Below are 17664 nucleotides of genomic sequence, written 5' to 3' on the forward strand. Positions count from 1 at the left end.
CCTGTTCAGGGGCGCGCGGGGCTCCGGTCGTCCGTGTCCTGCCGTTGGGCGGGGCGGCCGTCGGCGGGGCGGCCGCCGGCCGGGGGGTCGTCGGCGGGGCGGCTCTCGCGGAAGTCTGCGGGCTCCCCGCCGGGTTGCCGGGCGCCGGGGCCCTGGGCGGCGGGTTCGGCGGCTTCCCGCTCGGGGGCGCGCGAGGGTGCGTCGGCGGGGGTGGCGTTGTCGGGTGTCCGCGGGGCCGGTGCGGCGTCGGAGGGGGCGTCCGGTGTGCGGGTGCGGGCGCCGTCCCGCTTCTTCTCGCGGGTGTCGCCGTGGCCGTCGCCGGGTTTCCTGGTGCCTCCGGCTTCCTCGGTGTCTTCGCCCTCCGCGCTCTCGTCCGGGTCGGGCTCTTCGGGGCCTTCGTCGGCCTCCAGGTCGAAGTCCTGTACCTCGCTGTCCTCCAGTGCGGCCCGGGTGTAGGCGGCCCAGGTCTCGGCGGGTGCGCCGCCGCCGTTCATGCGGGCCAGGCCGAGTGCGCCGTAGAGGGGTTTCTGGACGCCGGTCTCGGGGTCCTGGCCCATGACGGCGATGACGGTGGCGAGGTCGGGGGTGTAGCCGGCGAACCAGGCGGCCTTGTCCTCCTCGGCGGTGCCCGTCTTGCCGGCGGCGGGCCGGCCCGCGCCCTGGGCGGCGGTGCCGGTGCCGCCGTCGACGACGCTGCGCAGGACGGACGTGGTGGTGTCGGCGGCTTCGCGGCTGATGGCGCGGCGGGTGTTCCTGGCGGGGAGCGGAAGCGCGGTGGCGTTCTTGCTGATCTTGGAGACGAGGGTGTGGGGCCGCTGCTTCCCGTGGTCGGCGAGGGTGGCGTAGGCGGAGGCCATGTCGAGGACGCTGGCGGTGGCGGGGCCGAGTGCGATGGAGGGCGAGGCGGTGAGGTCGGGGGTGTCCTGGGGGATGCCGAGGGCGATCGCGGTGTTCTTGACCTCGTCGGGGCCGACGTCCTGGGCCATCTGGGCGTAGACGGCGTTGACGGATTTGTCGGTGGCTTCGCGGACGGTGATGGAGCCGTAGTCGACGTCGTCCTCGTTGGCGGGGGAGTAGCCGGTGGAGCCGGCGGCGCTCTGGACGGTGCGTTCGTTGGTCCCGTCGTAGCGGGTGTTGGGGGTGATGGCGCGGTCCTTCTGGGTGGTGGACCCGTTGGCGAGGGCGGCGGCGAGGACGAACGGTTTGAAGGTGGATCCGACCTGGTAGTCGCGGCGGGTCGCGTTGTTGACGAACTGTTTGGTGTAGTCGATGCCGCCGTAGAGGGCGACGACGTGGCCGGTGGCGGGGTCGATGGAGGCGCCGCCGGCGCGGACGTTGCGGTCGGCGTCGCGGTCGTCGCTGGTCTTGGAGAGGACGTTGTCCTTGACGGCTTCGACGAGGGCGTCCTGTTTGCTCTTCTGGAGTGTGGTGGTGATGCGGTAGCCGCCGGTGGCGAGGGTGTCCTCGTCGATGATCCTGTTGGCGACGAGGTAGTGCTCGACGGCCTGGATGATGTAGCCGCGCTGGCCGGAGAGTGCGGTGGCGGGCTTGGCCTTGCCGGGGGCGGGGAAGGTCATGGTCTTGCGGTCGGCGGTGCTGAGCCAGTGGTGCTTGACCATGCCGTCGAGTACGTAGTCCCAGCGGGCGAGTACGGCCTTCTTGTTCTCGGGGTGGGCGACGACGTCGTAGGAGCTGGGGGCGTTGAGCAGGGAGGCGAGGTAGGCGCCCTGTCCGGCGTCGAGGTCTTCGACGTCCTTGCCGTAGTAGGCGTGGGAGGCGGCCTGGATGCCGTAGGCGTTGCGGCCGAAGTAGCTGGTGTTGAGGTAGCCCTCGAGGATCTCGTCCTTGCTCTGTTCGCGGTCGAGCTTGATGGAGATGAAGAATTCCTTGGCCTTGCGGACGACGGTCTGTTCCTGGCCGAGGTAGTAGTTCTTGACGTACTGCTGGGTGATGGTGGAGCCGCCCTGTCTGCCTTTGCCGGTGACGGTGTTCCAGCCGGCGCGGAGGGTGGCCTTGATGTCGATGGCGTCCTCGGAGTAGAAGTCCCGGTCCTCGGCTGCGAGTACGGCGTGCTGGATGGTGGGGGGGATGCGGTCGAGGGGGATCTTCTCGCGGTTGATCTCGCCGTCCCGTGCGATGACGGTCTTTCCGTCCGCGTACACGTAGACGTTGGCCTGCGCGGTCGCGGCGGCGTTGGCGGCGGGGATGTCGATGAGCTGGTAGCCGGCGATGAAGCCGCCGACGAGGAGCAGCGCGAACAGGAGTACGCCGCCGAGGACCATGCGCCAGGTGGGGATGGCGCGGCGCCAGCCGGTGCGCTTGGGCCGTTTGGGGCGTTTCGTGCGCCCCTTGGCCGCTGGTGCGCCGTCCGGGTGATCGGGGTCGGGGGTGGGGGCCGCGGCCGAGGTGTCTCGGGGGGCCCAGCCCTGGGAGCCCTGCTGACCAGGGTCTCCGCCGTGCTGCGGTGGCTCGTCGCTCATGACTGTGGAGGCTCCTCGACTGCGGATGATTTTCCTATAGTGCACTTTTCGGGCGGATAACCCTCGGATCCCTCCACGGAAATGGGGTCGCGGCGGCCGAATGCAGTGGACTAGGGTCGTGCGCTTTGACGCAATGAGGGGGGCGAGGTGCGGCTCTATGCCGTGGTGGCGGCCGGTGGGTTCCGGCGGTATGCCACCTACCGGGTGGCGACGTTCGCTGGGGTGTTCACCAACACCGTCTTCGGTTTCATCCTGGCTTACACCTACATCGCCCTGTGGGACGAGCGTCCGCATCTCGGCGGGTACGACATGTCGCAGGCGCTGACCTATGTGTGGCTGGGTCAGGCGCTGCTGATGACCTGCGCGATGATGGGCGGCGGCTTCGAGGACGAGCTGATGGAGCGGATCCGCACGGGTGACATCGCGGTCGATCTGTACCGGCCCGCCGATCTGCAGCTGTGGTGGCTGGCGGGGGACCTGGGCCGGGCGGTGTTCCATCTGCTGGGGCGCGGGATCGTGCCGATGGTGCTGGGGGCTCTGGCCTTCGACCTCGCGATGCCGCGCTCCCCGTGGACCTGGCTGGCCTTCCTGGTGTCGGTGGGGCTGGGCGTCGTGGTGAGTTTCGGGGTGCGCTTCCTGGTGGCGCTGTCGGCGTTCTGGCTGATGGACGGGGCCGGGGCGATGCAGATCGCCTGGCTGGCCGGGCTGTTCTTCTCCGGGATGCTGCTGCCGCTGCCGTTGTTCCCCGGCGTGCTGGGGGAGGTGGCGCGGGCCCTGCCGTGGTCGTCGCTGCTCCAGGTGCCGGCCGATGTGTTCCTCGGCAGGTACGCGGGCTGGGAGCTGCTGAGCGCGTACGCGTTCCAGGCCGGCTGGGCGGTGGCGTTGCTGCTGGCGGGCCGGCTGCTGCAGTCGGTGGCGACCAGGAGGGTGGTGGTCCAGGGTGGCTGAGATCCAGGCCGAGCGGACGGCCGCGCCGCCGGCGATCGTGTTCGCCGAGCGGTCGCGGCTGGTCGAGGGGGTGCGGGCGTACGGGCTGATCGTGGCGATGTGGCTGCGCTCGACGATGGCGTACCGCGCGTCGTTCGTGATGACGGCCGTGGGGAACTTCGTGGCGACGGCGTTCGACTTCGTCACGATCATGCTGATGTTCTCGCACGTCGATGTGCTGGGCGGGTTCACCCTGCCGGAGATCGCGTTGCTGTACGGCACGTCGGCGACGGCGTTCGGGCTGTCCGATCTGGTGCTGGGGTCGATGGACCGGCTGGGGCGGCGGGTGCGGGACGGGACGCTGGACACGTTGCTGGTGCGGCCCGTGCCGGTGCTGGCGCAGGTGGCGGCGGACCGGTTCGCGCTGCGCAGGCTGGGGCGGGTCACGCAGGGGCTGCTGGTCCTGGTCTACGCGCTGGTGGCGCTGGACATCGCGTGGACCCCGGTGAAGGCGCTGATGCTGCCGATGATGGTGCTGAGCGGGGCGGCCATCTTCGGGGCGGTGTTCGTGGCGGGTGCGGCGTTCCAGTTCTACGCCCAGGACGCGTCGGAGGTGCAGAGCGCGTTCACGTACGGGGGTACGACGCTGCTGCAGTATCCGCCGGGGATCTTTGCGAAGGACCTGGTGCGCGGGGTGACGTTCGTGGTGCCGCTGGCGTTCGTGAGCTGGCTGCCGGCGCTGTATGTGCTGGGCCGGGACTATCCGGTCGATCTGCCCCGGTGGGTGGCGTTCTTGCCGCCGCTGGTGGCCGTGGGGTGCTGGGTGCTCGCGGGGCTGGCGTGGCGGATGGGGCTGCGGTCGTACCGCAGTACGGGAAGCTGAGGAGTGGGCGTGGACGACATGGACTTCATCGAGCTGGACGGCGTCGAGAAGGTCTTCGACGTGCGCCGCAAAACGGGCTTCATGCGTCGTGAGCGGCGTGAGGTGCGGGCGGTGGACGGCATCAGCTTCCGGGTGCCGCGCGGTGAGATGGTCGGCTACATCGGCCCGAACGGTGCGGGCAAGTCGACGACGATCAAGATGCTGACGGGCATCCTCACGCCGAGCGGCGGCCGGCTGCGGGTCGCGGGGATCGATCCCTCCAGGGAGCGTACGAAGCTGGCGCACCGCATCGGTGTGGTGTTCGGGCAGCGTACGACGCTCTGGTGGGACCTGCCGTTGCGTGACTCGTACCGGCTGATGCACCGCATGTACCGGATCCCCGACAACCGTTACCGGGAGAACCTCGACCGGTGCGTCGAACTCCTCGACCTCGGGGCCCTGTTGGAGGTGCCGGTGCGTCAGCTGTCGCTGGGGCAGCGGATGCGGGGCGACATCGCGGCGGCGCTGCTGCACGATCCCGAGGTGCTGTACCTGGACGAGCCGACGATCGGGCTCGATGTGGTCTCCAAGGCCAAGGTGCGTGGGTTCCTGCGGGACTTGAACGCGGAGCGGTCCACGACGGTGCTGCTGACCACGCACGACCTGACCGATATCGAGCAGCTCTGCAAGCGGGTGATGGTGATCGACCACGGTCGTCTGGTGTACGACGGTGCGCTGGCCGGGCTGCACGAGGCGGGGGAGGGCGAGCGCACGCTCGTGGTGGATCTGGAGCGGGAGCTTCCGCCGATCGAGCTGGGGTCGGAGCCCTCGGTGCGGGTGGTGAAGGTGGAAGGCCCCCGGCAGTGGCTGGCGTTCCCGGCGTCGGCGTCGGCCGCGGCGCTGGTGGCGCGTATCGCGGCGGACTATCCGCTGGTCGATCTGTCGGTGCGGGAGCCGGACATCGAGTCCGTGATCGCGAAGATGTACGTGTCGGATCCGGCTCTCTAGGCTGGTCCGGCTGTTGCTCTATAGGGTGCCGGTATGACAAGTGAGAGCCCGGACATGCGTGCCTCCGACGCGGAACGTGAGCGGGTCGCGGAGACCCTGCGGGAGGCCGTGGCCGAGGGCCGGTTGGAGATGGACGAGTTCGAGCAGCGGCTCGACGCGACGTTCAAGGCGCGTACGCACGGGGAGTTGGTGCCGCTCGTGCGTGACCTGCCGGTGCCGGGCGGTGTCGTACAGCCGGTGACCGGGGCGGTGGCCGAGCGCAAGGGGTCGTCCGCGAACTGGCCGGCGCGGATCGGCGGCACGCCCACCTCGTCGGGAGCCTTTGCCTTCTGGGGCGGTTTCAACCGCAAGGGCCGCTGGACGGTGGGCCCGAAGTTCACCGCGTTCGCGATGTGGGGCGGCGGCGAGATCGACCTGCGCGAGGCGAACTTCGCGGAGCGCGACGTCGTGATCCGCTGCTTCACGATCATGGGCGGTATGCAGGTGACGGTGCCCCCGGACCTGAACGTCCAGGTCAGCGGCCTCGGCATCATGGGCGGTTTCGGTGAGCACTCCAAGCTCGACGACGAGCCGGAACCCGCTCCGGACGCACCGCGGGTGAAGGTCACCGGCTTCGCGCTGATGGGCGGGGTCGGTGTGGAGCGCAAGCGGAGCAAGGCGGAGAAGCGGCGGCTGCAGGAGCAGGAGCGGCTGCGGCTGCAGAAGCCGGACACGGGGGACGGGCGCAAGGAGCTGGGCTGATCCCGCCGGGTCGCGAAGGCCGGTGGTTCGTCCGGCCTTCGTGACCTGCCCGCCCGTCGCGCGGGTCAGAAGGTGTCGGCCTTCGGTGTCCCGTCCACGGCGCCGAGGTCGATGGCGTGGCCGAGCGCGCGGTAGCCGGCGTCGTTGAAGTGCAGGTGGTCGCCGGAGTCGTACTCGGGCAGGATCCGGTGGGGCGCGTAGGGGTCGCGTACGGCGCGGTCGAAGTCGATGTACGCGTCGAAGACCCGGCCGGAGCGGATCTCCTGATTGACGGCCAGACGCACGCTGTTGCTCGCGGGCGTCCAGGTGCTGTAGCCCTTGAACGGCGTCAGCGTCGCTCCGACGACCCGCAGCCCCTGGGCGTGCGCGCGCTCGGTCAGGGCGCGGAGCCCGGCCGTGATGCGCTGGGGGTCGGGCTCCTGGGGGTACTGCTGTACGTCGTTGATGCCGAGCGCGATGATCACGGTCTGCGCTCCGGCGACGGACAGGACGTCACGCTCGAAGCGGTGGGCCGCGCTCCGGCCGCCGATGTTCCGTACCCCGCTCACGGTGAGCGGGCTGTCGCTCAGCAGCCGGTTGCCCGCTATGCCTTGGTTGGCGATGCCGTAGGCGTGGCGCAGCCGGTCGGAGAGGACGTCCGGCCAGCGGGTGTTGGCGTCGGTGCTGGAACCGCTGCCCGCGGTGAGGGAGTCGCCGATCACGACGATCGCGCCGGGTGACGCCTCGTTGCGGACGTCGACGGCCGTCAGGTAGCGCCACCGGGTGGTGCTCCAGGTGCCCTGTCCGTCGGCCAGGTAGGACGTCTGGTGGGCGTTGGGGTGCTGGGTGACGGGCCCGGTGGCGTACGGGGTGCGGAGGGTGACCTCCAGGTCGGCGTCGGGGGCGACGGGCACCACGACCGGGTCGCTGACGACCTGGAGGCCGGCGGCGACGGTGACGGTGGGCCGGCCGCGGAAGGTCACCGGGCGGGTGTTGACGGTGGCCTGGTCGATGACGAGCGGTGCGGTGCCGAAGAGGTTGGACAGGGTGATCCGGGCGGCGTCCCCACCGACGCTGGTGTGCACGATGTTGCGGATGGTGCTGCCGGGGTAGCCGCGCCGGGCATCCGGCTCCGCGCTGACGGGGGCCGCGGTCCAGGTGGCGACCCAGGTGCCGGTGGAGTGGGCCGGTGCGGCGGGGTTGCGGGCCGACGCGTGCGTCTGGGACCCGCTGAGCGGCGCCTGCCGCTTGTCGGCGATCAGCGACGTGCCGAACGCGACGGCGGCGGCGAGCGCGACGGTGCCTGCTACGAGGGCGATGAGCAGGGCATACCCCTGGCGCCTGGGCATCTGTGGTGATTCTCCTTGCGGTGTCCGGCCCGGTGTTCGGTTCGGTGGTCGGTCCGTTGTCCGGTCCGTTGTCCGGCCCGTTGCTCGTGTTGCTCTCATGATGCGGCAGAGCCTGGGGAACTCGACGTGCGGCCCAGGAGTAGGTGAGGTAGGGACAATGCGTACGGCACGGCATGACGCGTACGCGGACGGGTGGAGCGGATGGAACAGGACGCGGGACAGGGAACGGTATCCGGGCCGGAGGACGCATCCGGGCCGGACGGCCACGGTTCCGGACGCCCCGGTGGTTCGGGCGGGCGGCCGAGGCCGGCGCCGGTCGGGTTCGCGTACACCGCCGCGGACGAGGAGAAGCGGCGCGGTGTGCGCCGTATGAAGACCACCGCCACGGGTCTGCTCCTGCTCGTCGCGCTCGTGTACGTCCTTGCCACCTGGGCGAAGAACGAGGGTGTGGGCGGCTGGCCGGGCTACGTCGCAGCGGCTGCCGAGGCGGGGATGGTCGGTGCGCTGGCGGACTGGTTCGCCGTCACGGCGCTGTTCCGGCGCCCGCTCGGTCTGCCGATCCCCCACACCGCCATCATTCCCACCAAGAAGGACCAGTTGGGGGCATCACTCGGTTCCTTCGTCGGGGAGAATTTTCTCTCCGGGGACGTCGTTCGTGACCGAATTCACGCTCTGCGGGTCGGTTCGAGGCTCGGGGCGTGGCTCGCGGAGCCGGAACACGCGGACCGGGTCACCGCCGAGCTGGCGACCGCGCTGCGCGGGGCGCTGACCGTGCTGCGGGACTCCGACGTGCAGGCGGTGGTCGGGGAGGCGATCACCCGGCGGGCGGACGCGGCGGAGGTCGGCCCGGGGATGGGCAAGATGCTGGAGAAGATCGTCTCGGACGGCGGCCACCGCAAGGTCGTCGACCTCGTCTGCGTACGGGCGCACGACTGGCTGGTGCTGCACGGGGAGTCCGTCATGGACGCGGTGCAGGGCGGGGCGCCCGGCTGGACGCCGCGGTTCGTCGACAAGCGGGTGGGGGAGCGGGTCTACAAGGAACTGCTGCGCTTCGTGACGGAGATGCGTGACATGCCGGGCCATCCGGCGCGCGGCTCGATCGACACGTTCCTGACGGACTTCGCCGCCGACCTCCAGACGGACTCCGACACCCGGGCCCGGGTGGAGCGGCTGAAGTCGGAGATCCTGGGGCGCGGTGAGGTGCAGGACGTCATCGCCTCCGCCTGGTCCTCCGTCCGCACGATGATCCTCGCGGCGGCCGAGGACGAGCGGAGCGAGCTGCGGATGCGGGCCAGAGCGTCGCTGATCTCCCTGGGCGCCAGGCTGTCGACGGACGAGCGGCTGCAGGGGAAGCTGGAGGGCTGGCTGGAGGACGCGGCGGCGTATGTCGTCACGACGTACCGTACGGAGATCACCTCGCTGATCAGCGACACGGTGGCCGGCTGGGACGCGGACCAGACGTCGCAGAAGATCGAGGCGCACATCGGCCGCGACCTGCAGTTCATCCGGATCAACGGCACGGTGGTGGGTGCGCTGGCCGGCCTGGCGATCTATGCGGTGTCCCACGCGCTGGGGGGCTGACCGGAGACGTGCCCGTCCTGTCGTACGGGCACGCCCCCGGGTCACGCGGGGAGTTGCTCTTCAGTACGCACCCCGCGGCGCCCGTGTTCAATCCCCGGGGCCGGACTTTCTCGGACGAGGGGGCGCTCGTACGTCGTGCTACCGGGCGCTGAGCCGGGTGACGGCCCAGGACGCGGCGGCGATGCCGCCCGCCACGGTGAAGACCGCGGGCCAGGCGCCGACCTTCTTGGCCAGGGGGTGCGAGCCGGCGAAGGCGGCGACGTAGGCGACGGTCAGTCCGGTCGCCGCGCGGGGCCCTGCCTGCCGGTTCCACTCGTACGCCGCCACCGAGCCGGCGGCGGCCAGCGCGACGCCGCCCAGCGGGCGCTTCCTGGTCCAGCGGGCGATTCCGTACCCGCCGACGAGACCGCCCGCCGCCACTGCCGCTGCCGGGACCTTCGCCATTGCCGCCACCTTCTTCTTCCTGCGTGTCCGTCGGCGTGTCCGCCGGGAATCCGAGGATAAGTTCCCACGCCGTGCGGCCGGTCAGCAGGTCGGCCGACCGGCCCGTGCGTCCGTCAGTCGGTGCCGAACTCCATCGCGGCGCGGTCCAGCAGCTCGTCGTCGCCGGAGACCTCGCCGCGTGAGGCGATGGCCTGGGCGCCGCCCTCCGGCATGGCGCCGATCAGCCCGGTCGCCGCCGCCTGCGCGGCGCCGATCAGCGAGGGCTGGGTGCCGACGAGACCGAGGCTCGCGAACTGTTCGAGCCTGGCGCGCGAGTCGGCGATGTCGAGGTTGCGCATGGTGAGCTGGCCGATGCGGTCCACGGGGCCGAACGCCGAGTCCTCGGTGCGCTCCATGGACAGCTTGTCCGGGTGGTAGCTGAACGAGGGGCCGGTGGTGTTGAGGATCGAGTAGTCCTCACCGCGCCGCAGCCGCAGCGTCACCTCGCCGGTGACGGCCGAGCCGACCCAGCGCTGCAGCGACTCGCGGACCATGAGCGCCTGCGGGTCCAGCCAGCGGCCCTCGTACATGAGGCGGCCCAGGCGCCGGCCCTCGTTGTGGTACTGGGCGAGGGTGTCCTCGTTGTGGATGGCGTTGACGAGGCGCTCGTAGGCGGCGTGCAGCAGGGCCATGCCCGGCGCCTCGTAGATCCCGCGGCTCTTGGCCTCGATGATCCGGTTCTCGATCTGGTCCGACATGCCCATGCCGTGGCGGCCGCCGATGGCGTTGGCCTCCATGACCAGGGCGACGGCGGAGGGGAACTCCTTGCCGTTGATCGTGACCGGGCGGCCCTGCTCGAAGCCGATGGTCACGTCCTCGGTGGCGATCTCGACCGAGGGGTCCCAGAACCGGACGCCCATGATCGGGTCGACGGTCTCGACACCGGTGTCGAGGTGCTCCAGCGTCTTCGCCTCGTGGGTGGCGCCCCAGATGTTGGCGTCGGTGGAGTACGCCTTCTCGGTGCTGTCGCGGTAGGGCAGCCCGTGGGCGAGCAGCCACTCCGACATCTCCTTGCGGCCGCCCAGCTCGGTGACGAAGTCGGCGTCGAGCCACGGCTTGTAGATCCGCAGGTGGGGGTTGGCCAGGAGGCCGTAGCGGTAGAACCGCTCGATGTCGTTGCCCTTGAAGGTGGAGCCGTCGCCCCAGATCTGGACGTTGTCCTCGAGCATCGCCCGGACCAGCAGGGTGCCGGTGACGGCGCGGCCGAGCGGTGTCGTGTTGAAGTAGGCACGGCCGCCCGAGCGGATGTGGAACGCGCCGCAGGCGAGCGCGGCCAGGCCCTCCTCGACCAGTGCCGCCCGGCAGTCGACCAGGCGCGCGATCTCGGCGCCGTAGGCCTTCGCGCGGCCGGGCACCGACGCGATGTCGGGCTCGTCGTACTGGCCGATGTCGGCGGTGTAGGTGCACGGGACGGCACCCTTGTCGCGCATCCACGCGACCGCGACCGAGGTGTCGAGGCCGCCCGAGAAAGCGATGCCGACGCGCTCGCCGGTGGGCAGGGAGGTGAGAACCTTAGACATAGGAAGAGTATGCACTCGATTGTATGTATATGCAAATGGCGGCGGGGGGTCCGTGCGGGGCCGGTTCCGGCGGTGCGGGAGTAGGGGGGTGCACAGGCGTTTACCCTGAGGGTGAACGCCTGTGCACCCCTCTGCGTACGGAGACCCCATGACCGCACCCGCGCCCGCCGCCGCCCCGGACCACCCCCGCTTCGCCGTCGGCGTCCTGGCCTTCTGCGGCGTCGTGGTCGCGATCATGCAGACCATCGTCGTCCCCCTGCTCCCGCACATACCGCAGCTCACGGGGGCCACCCCCGCCGCCGCGAGCTGGCTGGTCACCGTCACCCTGCTCACCGGCGCGGTGTTCACCCCGGTGCTCGGCCGGGTCGGCGACATGTACGGCAAGCGCCGGGTGCTCGTCGCCTCGCTGGGCGTCCTCGTCGTGGGCTCCGTGCTGTGCGCGGTCAGCTCCCACATCGGCGTACTGATCGCCGGGCGCGCGCTCCAGGGGGCGGCCATCGCCGTCGTCCCGCTGGGCATCAGCATCCTGCGCGACGAGCTGCCGCCCGAGCGGGTGCTGTCGGCGGTGGCCCTGATGAGCTCGACGCTGGGCATCGGCGCCGCCGTGGGACTGCCCGTCGCGGCGGTGGTCATCGAGAACTTCGAGTGGCACACCATGTTCTGGGTCTCCGGCGTCATCGGCCTCCTCGACATCCTCCTGGTGCTCCGCTTCGTACCGGAGTCCCCGCTCCGCTCCCGCGGCCGGTTCGACGCGCTGGGCGCGCTCGGTCTGACCGCCGCGCTGGTCTGCCTGCTGCTGGCCGTCACCCAGGGCGGCGGCTGGGGCTGGACCTCGGCGCGCACCCTCGGGCTGCTCGCCGCCGCCGTGGTGATCGCCCTGGTCTGGGGGGCGTACGAACTGCGGGTGCGCACCCCCATGGTCGACCTGCGGGTCTCCGCGCGCCCCGCCGTGCTCCTGACCAACGTCGCCGCCCTGCTGATCGGCTTCGCCTTCTACGCCAACTCGCTGGTCACCGCCCAGATGGTGCAGGAGCCGAAGGCCACCGGTTACGGGCTCGGCGCCTCGCTCGTCGTCAGCGGACTGTGCCTGCTGCCCGGCGGTGTGACGATGGTGGCGCTGTCGCCCGTGTCGGCGCGGATCTCCGCCGCCCGCGGGCCGAAGACCAGCCTGGCGCTGGCCGCCGGGATCATCGCCGTCGGCTATGTGGTGCGGTACTTCACCAGCCACAGCCTCTGGCTGATCATCGCGGGCGCCACGGTCGTCGCGGCCGGTACCGCGATCGCGTACTCGGCGCTCCCGGCGCTGGTGATGCGCGGCGTCCCCGTCAGCGAGACGGGCGCGGCCAACGGACTGAACACCCTGATGCGTTCGATCGGCCAGGCGTTCTGCAGTGCCACGGTGGCCGCCGTCCTGGCCAACATGACGTTCCTGGCGGCCGGCCGCCGGGCCCCCACGCTCGGCGCGTACCAGCTGGTCTTCCTGATCGCGGCGGGCGCGGCCCTGCTGGCCCTCGCGGTGACCCTGTGCCTCCCGGGCGGCCGCGCGGGTACGGGTACGGTCGAAGGGAAACGCCGGAGCAGCGGCCGTACACGGGCGATGCCGATCCAGGGAGGCGCATGACCACCCGAGTCACCGCAGCCGCACCACCCGGGGCAGCCGCGACGGCCCCGGACACCTCCGCACCCGGGGCGGCCGCGACGGGCAGGGACGCCATCCTGCTCGCCGCCCGCCGGGCGTTCACCCAGCGCCCGTACGCGGAGGTGACGATCCGGGGGATCGCGGCCGACGCGGGGGTGAGCGCGTCCCTCGTGGTGAAGCACTTCGGCCGCAAGGAGCAGCTCTTCAACACGGTCGCCGACTTCGGGCCGGCCGCCGAGGAGCTCTTCGACGCCCCGCTCGACGGGCTCGGCCGCCACATGGTGCTGACGCTCGTACACCGGCGCAGGGAGCAGAAGGGCGACCCGCTGCTGAGGGTCGTCTTCTCCCTCGGCAACCACGACGAGCGCTCCCTGCTCCGCGACCGCTTCCACGAACAGGTCACCGCACGCCTGACGGACCGGCTCCCCGGCCGTGAACGCGCCCTGCGCGCCGAGCTGATCGCCGGGCACCTCATCGGGCTGGGCGCCACCCTGAGCCTCCACCGCGAGGGCGCCGGCTCCCGTGCGACGGCCGAGCACCTCGCGGACCTGTACGCCCCGGCGCTGCAGAGCCTGGTGGAGGGCTGACCCGCCGGGACAGCGATAAGGTCTGGTCCAACACGACGAGGGGGGCCTCATGTTGATGATCCGGACCGGCCTGCGTGCCGCGATACCGGCCGTGGTTCTGGGGGCGTTGCTGGTGGGCTGCACCGCGGCGACCACCACCGACGGGCCGGGGGGTGATGTGCCGTACGTCGACCCGTCGGTGGCCGCCGCGGCGGCCGAGAAGGCACAGGCGTCGCCGGAGCCCGAGTCCTCACCGACGCCCACGTTCAGCCAGGCGGACCTGGACGCTCCGGAACGCGTCCGCGACGCCTTCGCCGGGCTCCAGGCGACCTACCAGGACGGCTGCGCCCCCGGGGGCAGCAACTGCGCCTACTTCCTGGGCCGGGTCAACGAGGAACTGAACAGCCTGGACAAGGCGATGAAGGCGGACGGCCAGGGCCCCGGCCACTTCAAGGAGCCCATCGCCTGGATCGGCACGCTGAGCACGGCGCTGGCGGGCGACTTCTCCACCGACAATCTGGAGAAGAACCGTACGGAGCTGATCGGCACCCGGGACCGCATCAACACCTGGATGCAGGACCACCCCGAGGACTACCGCTGACCTCGTGCGGTCCTTCCGCCGAGGTCACACCCGCAGGACGTCGATCCCCAGGGCGGTGAACTCCTCGACGACGTCCACGGGGGCGTCCCGGTCCGTGACCAGGACCGACACCGCGGCGGTCTCGCAGACCTGGGCGAAGGCCCGGCGCCCGAGCTTGGAGGAGTCGGCCGCCACGATCACCGTGTTCGCGCACTCCGCGAGCGCGCGGTTGGCGCCGGCCTCGGACTCGTCGTGCGTTGCCGCGCCGAACCGGGAGTGCACGGCGTCCACGCCGAGGATCGTGTAGTCCAGCGCGAGGCCGCGCAGGAGCGTGTCGACCAGGGGGCCGACGAGTTCGTACGAATTCGGCCTGGCCACCCCGCCGGTGACCACGATCTTCACCTGGGGGCGGACCGCCAGCTCGTTGGCGATGTTGATCGCGTTGGTGACGACGGTCAGCGCCACGCCCCCGCCCGAGGGCTCCGGCCGCAGCGCCAGCTCCCTGGCCACCTCGGACGTCGTCGTACCGCCGTTGAGGCCGACGGTCGAGCCCGTCGGGATCAGCTCGGCCGCGGCCTTCGCGATGCGCTGCTTCTCGTCCGCCCTGCGGGCCGCCTTGTAGCGCAGCGGCAGGTCGTAGGCGACGGCGCTGACCACCGCGCCGCCCCGGGTGCGGGTCAGCAGGTTCTGCCGGGCGAGCTCGTCCAGGTCGCGGCGGACGGTGGCGGCCGAACAGCCGAGCTGTTCGGCGGCGTCGAGTACGTCGAGATGGCCCTGGTCGCTGAGGATCTCCAGCAGCCGGGTCCATCGTGTGTGTGCCGCCACCAGGTCCTCCTTGCTCGCAGCGAACCCAGCGAACCCTATCGCCCGGGCCGGGCCAGGACATCCAGCAGGCGCGCCACCTCCGCGGCGACCGCGTCACGGGCCGGACCGAGGTACTTCCGCGGGTCGGCGGCCTCGGCGTGGGTGTCCAGATATCCGCGCACGGCCCGGGTGAACAGCTTGTTCAGGTGCGTGGAGATGTTGACCTTCGTCATGCCGGCACCGACGGCCGTCGCGAGGCCCGTGTCCCCGACCCCCGAGGAGCCGTGCAGGACGAGCGGGACCCCCACCGCGTCCCGCAGCCGGGAGATGAGCGCGAAGTCGAGGGCGGCGTCGCGGGTCAGCATCGCGTGCGAACTGCCGACGGCCACGGCGAGCGCGTCGACGGAGGTGGCCTCGACGAACGCCCGCGCCTCGTCCGGATCGGTGCGCACACCGGGGGCGTGCGCCCCGTCCTTGCCCCCGATCTCGCCGAGTTCGGCCTCCACCCAGACCCCGTGGCTGTGGCAGTACGCGGTGATCTCCCGGGTCGCGGCGACGTTGTCGGCGTACGGGAGGGCCGACGCGTCGAACATGACGGACGTGAAGCCGAGCCCGACGGCCTCCCGCACCAGCCCGGCCGACTCGGCGTGGTCGAGATGCACGGCCACCGGTACGCCCGCGGCCCGGGCGACGGCGAGCGAGGCGAGCCCGATGGGTTCGAGGGCGCCGTGGTAGCGCGCGGTGTTCTCGCTGACCTGGAGGATCACCGGCAGCCCGGCGGTCTCCGCCCCGCTCACGATGGCCTGCGCGTGCTCGATCTGCACGACGTTGAACGCCCCGACGCCGGTCGCGCCGGCCCGTGCGCCGTGCGTGATGACACCGGTGGATATGAGCGGCATGGGCTTCCTTCGCGAGTGCGGGCTGCGTGAATCCAGGCGAATGGTGCTCGAAGTTGCTCATTTATAGCGCGTTTGAAGCAGGATGGAAAAGAGCAGCCGCCCCCGGCGAGGCCGGAGGCGGCTGTTGAGGTGGAGGAAAAGGGGGCGCGGCTACTCGCAGGCGACCCCGTCACCGTCGCGGTCGAGGTGGGATCCGTATCCGGGATCGCCCCGGTGGATGGGGGCGGCCCCGGCGGCCCGTACGGCGTGGGGCTCTCCGCAGTGAGGGTGAACTCGGCGGGCTCGTACGTGTCCAGGAGCGCGGCGTCCGTCCCCCAGGGTCACGCGGTCGTCGGCCGCCGAGAAGTCAGGTCATCGCCTGGGTGCCGATGACGTCGAGCAGACCCAGACGCGCGGCCGCCTCGCTGCCGGGAGCCGCGGTGTACGCCACGACCCGCAGGTCGCTGCCCGCGGCGATCAGGACGTCGCAGTCGAGGGTGATCGGGCCGACCTCGGGGTGGACGATGGTCTTGGCGCCGGACCGGTGGATGCCCACGATGCCCGAGTCCCACAGGCCGGCGAAGACGGCGCTCGTCTCCCGCAGGTCCTTGACCAGGGAGCGCAGTCCCAGGTCGGCGGGGTAGCGGGCGGTGGCCGCGCGAAGGTCGCCGACCATCGTGGCCTCGAAGCCGGTCAGCTGCTCCGGTGTCTGGCGGACCCGGCCCGGCAGGCCGGTGAAGTGCCGCCAGATCATGTTGCGTTCGCGGCCGCGCAGCGCGGAGGGGTCGCCGAGCAGGGCCGCCCAGGGCCGGTTCCACTCGACGAGGTTCCAGGCCGCGTCGTGGACGCTCAGCGGGGCGCCGTTCATCTGGTCGAGCAGCCGGCGGAGCCCGGGCGGGATGTGATCCGAGATGTGGCCGGGGCCGGGCTCCGGCTGACCCGCGAGGAGGTACAGATAGGTGCGTTCGTCCGCCGACAAGCGCAGGGCGCGGGCCAGCGAGGCGAGGACCTGCGGGGACGGGGAGGTGGCCCGGCCCTGTTCGAGGCGGGTGATGTAGTCGACGGACAGGGCGGCGAGCTGGGCCAGCTCCTCGCGCCGGAGCCCCGCCGCCCGCCGTACCCCGCCGACGGGCAGACCCACGGTGGCCGGGGCGATCCGGTCCCGCCAGCCGTGCAGGGCCCTGCCCAGGTCCTTGGTGCCCGAGGCCTCGGACCGGGCCCCGGACGGTGCTGTCTCCTCGGGTGCGCTCACCCCTCCAGTATCCGGCTCCGGAACACGGACAGCCTGGTACTGGCAGTCCACCCGCTGAGGCGGGCACTCCCTGTCCGCCGGGGGGACGGGCACCGTGAAGGCATCACCGAATCGCCTGCCGAACACGGGAGCACCACCATGACCACCACCCTCATCACCGGAGCGAACAAGGGCCTCGGCTTCGAGACCGCCCGCCGCCTCATCGAGGCCGGCCACACCGTCTATGCCGGGGCGCGCGACCCCCGGCGCGGAGAAGAGGCGGCGGCGCGGCTCGGGGCGCGCTTCGTCCAGCTCGACATCACCGACGAGGACTCCGTCGCGGCCGCCGCCGAGTTCGTCCGCAAGGACGCGGGCGGGCTGGACGTCCTGGTCAACAACGCCGGGATCGTCGGCGTACGCAAGCCGGTGGGCGAGGTGACCGGGGCGGACATGCGGTACACGTACGAGACCAACGTCTTCGGCGCCGTGAGCGTGACCAGGGCGTTCCTGCCGCTGCTGGAGGCGGCGAAGGACCCGGTCGTCGTGAACGTGTCCAGCGGCCTCGGCTCGCTGGCGGCGACGAACGACCCGACCCGTGTCGAGTTCCGCGTGGCGGCCCTCGACTACAACTCGTCCAAGACCGCACTGGTCATGGTGACGTCGCAGTACGCGAAGGCCTACCCCGGCATCAGGTTCAACGCCGTCGACCCCGGCTACACCGCCACCGACCTCAACGGTCACTCCGGCCCCAAGACGGTGGAGGAGGGCGCGGACATCATCGTCCGCATGGCTCTCATCGGTGCCGACGGCCCGACCGGCGGGTTCTTCGACGCCGAGGGCCCCGCCGCCTGGTGACGTGACCCCGGCGCGCGGGTGCGCCCGTACGGTGCGCGCCTGCCCCCGGGTGATCCACATGCGGTCCGGGGGCGGGGGCGCGAGGATCGGGGTTACGGGCGGTGGCCCGGGCCGCGCCTCGGCCCTCTCGGGTCGGTTCTCCCTTCCAGGCGCTCCGGTCCGCCTCCCGGCCAAGCCGTCA

Annotated in this window: 17 protein-coding genes; 9 read left to right on the top strand and 8 right to left on the bottom strand. The window is 71.5% G+C overall.

Annotated elements, in window-relative coordinates; all coding sequences use genetic code 11:
- Positions 1-5 precede the first annotated feature (5 nt).
- Positions 6-2480, bottom strand: a complete 2475-nt coding sequence (locus ACIRD8_RS13680) for a transglycosylase domain-containing protein (protein WP_403989928.1) — start codon at positions 2478-2480, stop codon at positions 6-8.
- Positions 2481-2627: 147 nt separating this feature from the next.
- Here ACIRD8_RS13680 and ACIRD8_RS13685 point away from each other — a divergent pair, with 147 nt between their 5' ends.
- From ACIRD8_RS13685 to ACIRD8_RS13700, 4 genes are read left to right on the top strand one after another with little or no spacing between them, the layout of a single operon-like run.
- Positions 2628-3428, top strand: a complete 801-nt coding sequence (locus tag ACIRD8_RS13685) for an ABC transporter permease (protein ID WP_403989930.1) — start codon at positions 2628-2630, stop codon at positions 3426-3428.
- Position 3429: 1 nt separating this feature from the next.
- Positions 3430-4290 carry an ABC transporter permease gene (locus ACIRD8_RS13690; protein WP_403990715.1) on the top strand — a complete coding sequence of 287 codons (861 nt, stop codon included), beginning with the start codon at positions 3430-3432 and terminating at the stop codon, positions 4288-4290.
- An 18-nt stretch (positions 4291-4308) separates the two neighbouring features.
- On the top strand, positions 4309-5277 hold the full coding sequence (locus ACIRD8_RS13695) for an ATP-binding cassette domain-containing protein (protein ID WP_403990718.1): 969 nt from the start codon (positions 4309-4311) through the stop codon (positions 5275-5277).
- Between the two features lie 54 nt (positions 5278-5331).
- Positions 5332-6018 (top strand): DUF1707 domain-containing protein, encoded by a 687-nt coding sequence (locus tag ACIRD8_RS13700; RefSeq protein WP_403990720.1) that lies wholly within the window; start codon positions 5332-5334, stop codon positions 6016-6018.
- A 65-nt stretch (positions 6019-6083) separates the two neighbouring features.
- Here ACIRD8_RS13700 and ACIRD8_RS13705 read toward each other — a convergent pair whose 3' ends face one another.
- Positions 6084-7346 carry an SGNH/GDSL hydrolase family protein gene (locus ACIRD8_RS13705; RefSeq protein WP_403989931.1) on the bottom strand — a complete coding sequence of 421 codons (1263 nt, stop codon included), beginning with the start codon at positions 7344-7346 and terminating at the stop codon, positions 6084-6086.
- Positions 7347-7547: 201 nt separating this feature from the next.
- Between ACIRD8_RS13705 and ACIRD8_RS13710 the strand changes: the two genes are divergently transcribed.
- Complete coding sequence (locus ACIRD8_RS13710; protein ID WP_403989932.1) at positions 7548-8927, top strand: DUF445 domain-containing protein; 1380 nt, start codon at positions 7548-7550, stop codon at positions 8925-8927.
- A 138-nt stretch (positions 8928-9065) separates the two neighbouring features.
- On the opposite strand, the gene ACIRD8_RS13715 is transcribed toward ACIRD8_RS13710, so the two are convergent.
- Positions 9066-9371: a hypothetical protein gene (locus tag ACIRD8_RS13715; RefSeq protein WP_403989933.1), complete on the bottom strand. Its 306-nt coding sequence runs from the start codon at positions 9369-9371 to the stop codon at positions 9066-9068.
- 113 nt (positions 9372-9484) lie between these two features.
- On the bottom strand, positions 9485-10930 hold the full coding sequence (gene argG / locus ACIRD8_RS13720) for an argininosuccinate synthase (protein WP_403989934.1): 1446 nt from the start codon (positions 10928-10930) through the stop codon (positions 9485-9487).
- 148 nt (positions 10931-11078) lie between these two features.
- Between argG and ACIRD8_RS13725 the strand changes: the two genes are divergently transcribed.
- From ACIRD8_RS13725 to ACIRD8_RS13735, 3 genes are read left to right on the top strand one after another with little or no spacing between them, the layout of a single operon-like run.
- A complete protein-coding gene (locus ACIRD8_RS13725; protein ID WP_403989936.1) occupies positions 11079-12551 on the top strand; it encodes an MFS transporter in 1473 nt (490 codons plus the stop codon).
- Positions 12548-13156 (top strand): TetR family transcriptional regulator, encoded by a 609-nt coding sequence (locus tag ACIRD8_RS13730; RefSeq protein WP_403989938.1) that lies wholly within the window; start codon positions 12548-12550, stop codon positions 13154-13156. Before ACIRD8_RS13725 ends, ACIRD8_RS13730 begins: the two co-directional genes overlap by 4 nt.
- A gap of 49 nt (positions 13157-13205) precedes the next feature.
- Entirely contained in the window at positions 13206-13736 is a 531-nt protein-coding gene (locus ACIRD8_RS13735; protein WP_403989940.1) for a hypothetical protein, read from the top strand.
- 24 nt (positions 13737-13760) lie between these two features.
- Here ACIRD8_RS13735 and ACIRD8_RS13740 read toward each other — a convergent pair whose 3' ends face one another.
- The 4 genes from ACIRD8_RS13740 to ACIRD8_RS13755 all read right to left on the bottom strand — a co-directional run bounded on the left by ACIRD8_RS13740 (position 13761) and on the right by ACIRD8_RS13755 (position 16649).
- Positions 13761-14540, bottom strand: coding sequence for a DeoR/GlpR family DNA-binding transcription regulator (locus ACIRD8_RS13740; RefSeq protein ID WP_403989942.1), 780 nt, complete (start codon positions 14538-14540; stop codon positions 13761-13763).
- Positions 14541-14575: 35 nt separating this feature from the next.
- Entirely contained in the window at positions 14576-15418 is an 843-nt protein-coding gene (locus ACIRD8_RS13745) for a ketose-bisphosphate aldolase (RefSeq protein ID WP_403989944.1), read from the bottom strand.
- Between the two features lie 150 nt (positions 15419-15568).
- The gene (locus tag ACIRD8_RS13750; protein ID WP_403989946.1) at positions 15569-15742 is read right to left on the bottom strand and encodes an excalibur calcium-binding domain-containing protein; all 174 of its coding nucleotides are present in this window, start codon (positions 15740-15742) and stop codon (positions 15569-15571) included.
- Positions 15743-15764: 22 nt separating this feature from the next.
- Positions 15765-16649, bottom strand: coding sequence for a helix-turn-helix domain-containing protein (locus tag ACIRD8_RS13755; protein ID WP_403989948.1), 885 nt, complete (start codon positions 16647-16649; stop codon positions 15765-15767).
- Between the two features lie 138 nt (positions 16650-16787).
- Between ACIRD8_RS13755 and ACIRD8_RS13760 the strand changes: the two genes are divergently transcribed.
- On the top strand, positions 16788-17483 hold the full coding sequence (locus tag ACIRD8_RS13760; protein WP_403989950.1) for an SDR family oxidoreductase: 696 nt from the start codon (positions 16788-16790) through the stop codon (positions 17481-17483).
- Positions 17484-17664: the final 181 nt, after the last annotated feature.

This window comes from Streptomyces sp. NPDC102451 (assembly GCF_044765485.1).
Lineage (GTDB): Bacteria > Actinomycetota > Actinomycetes > Streptomycetales > Streptomycetaceae > Streptomyces.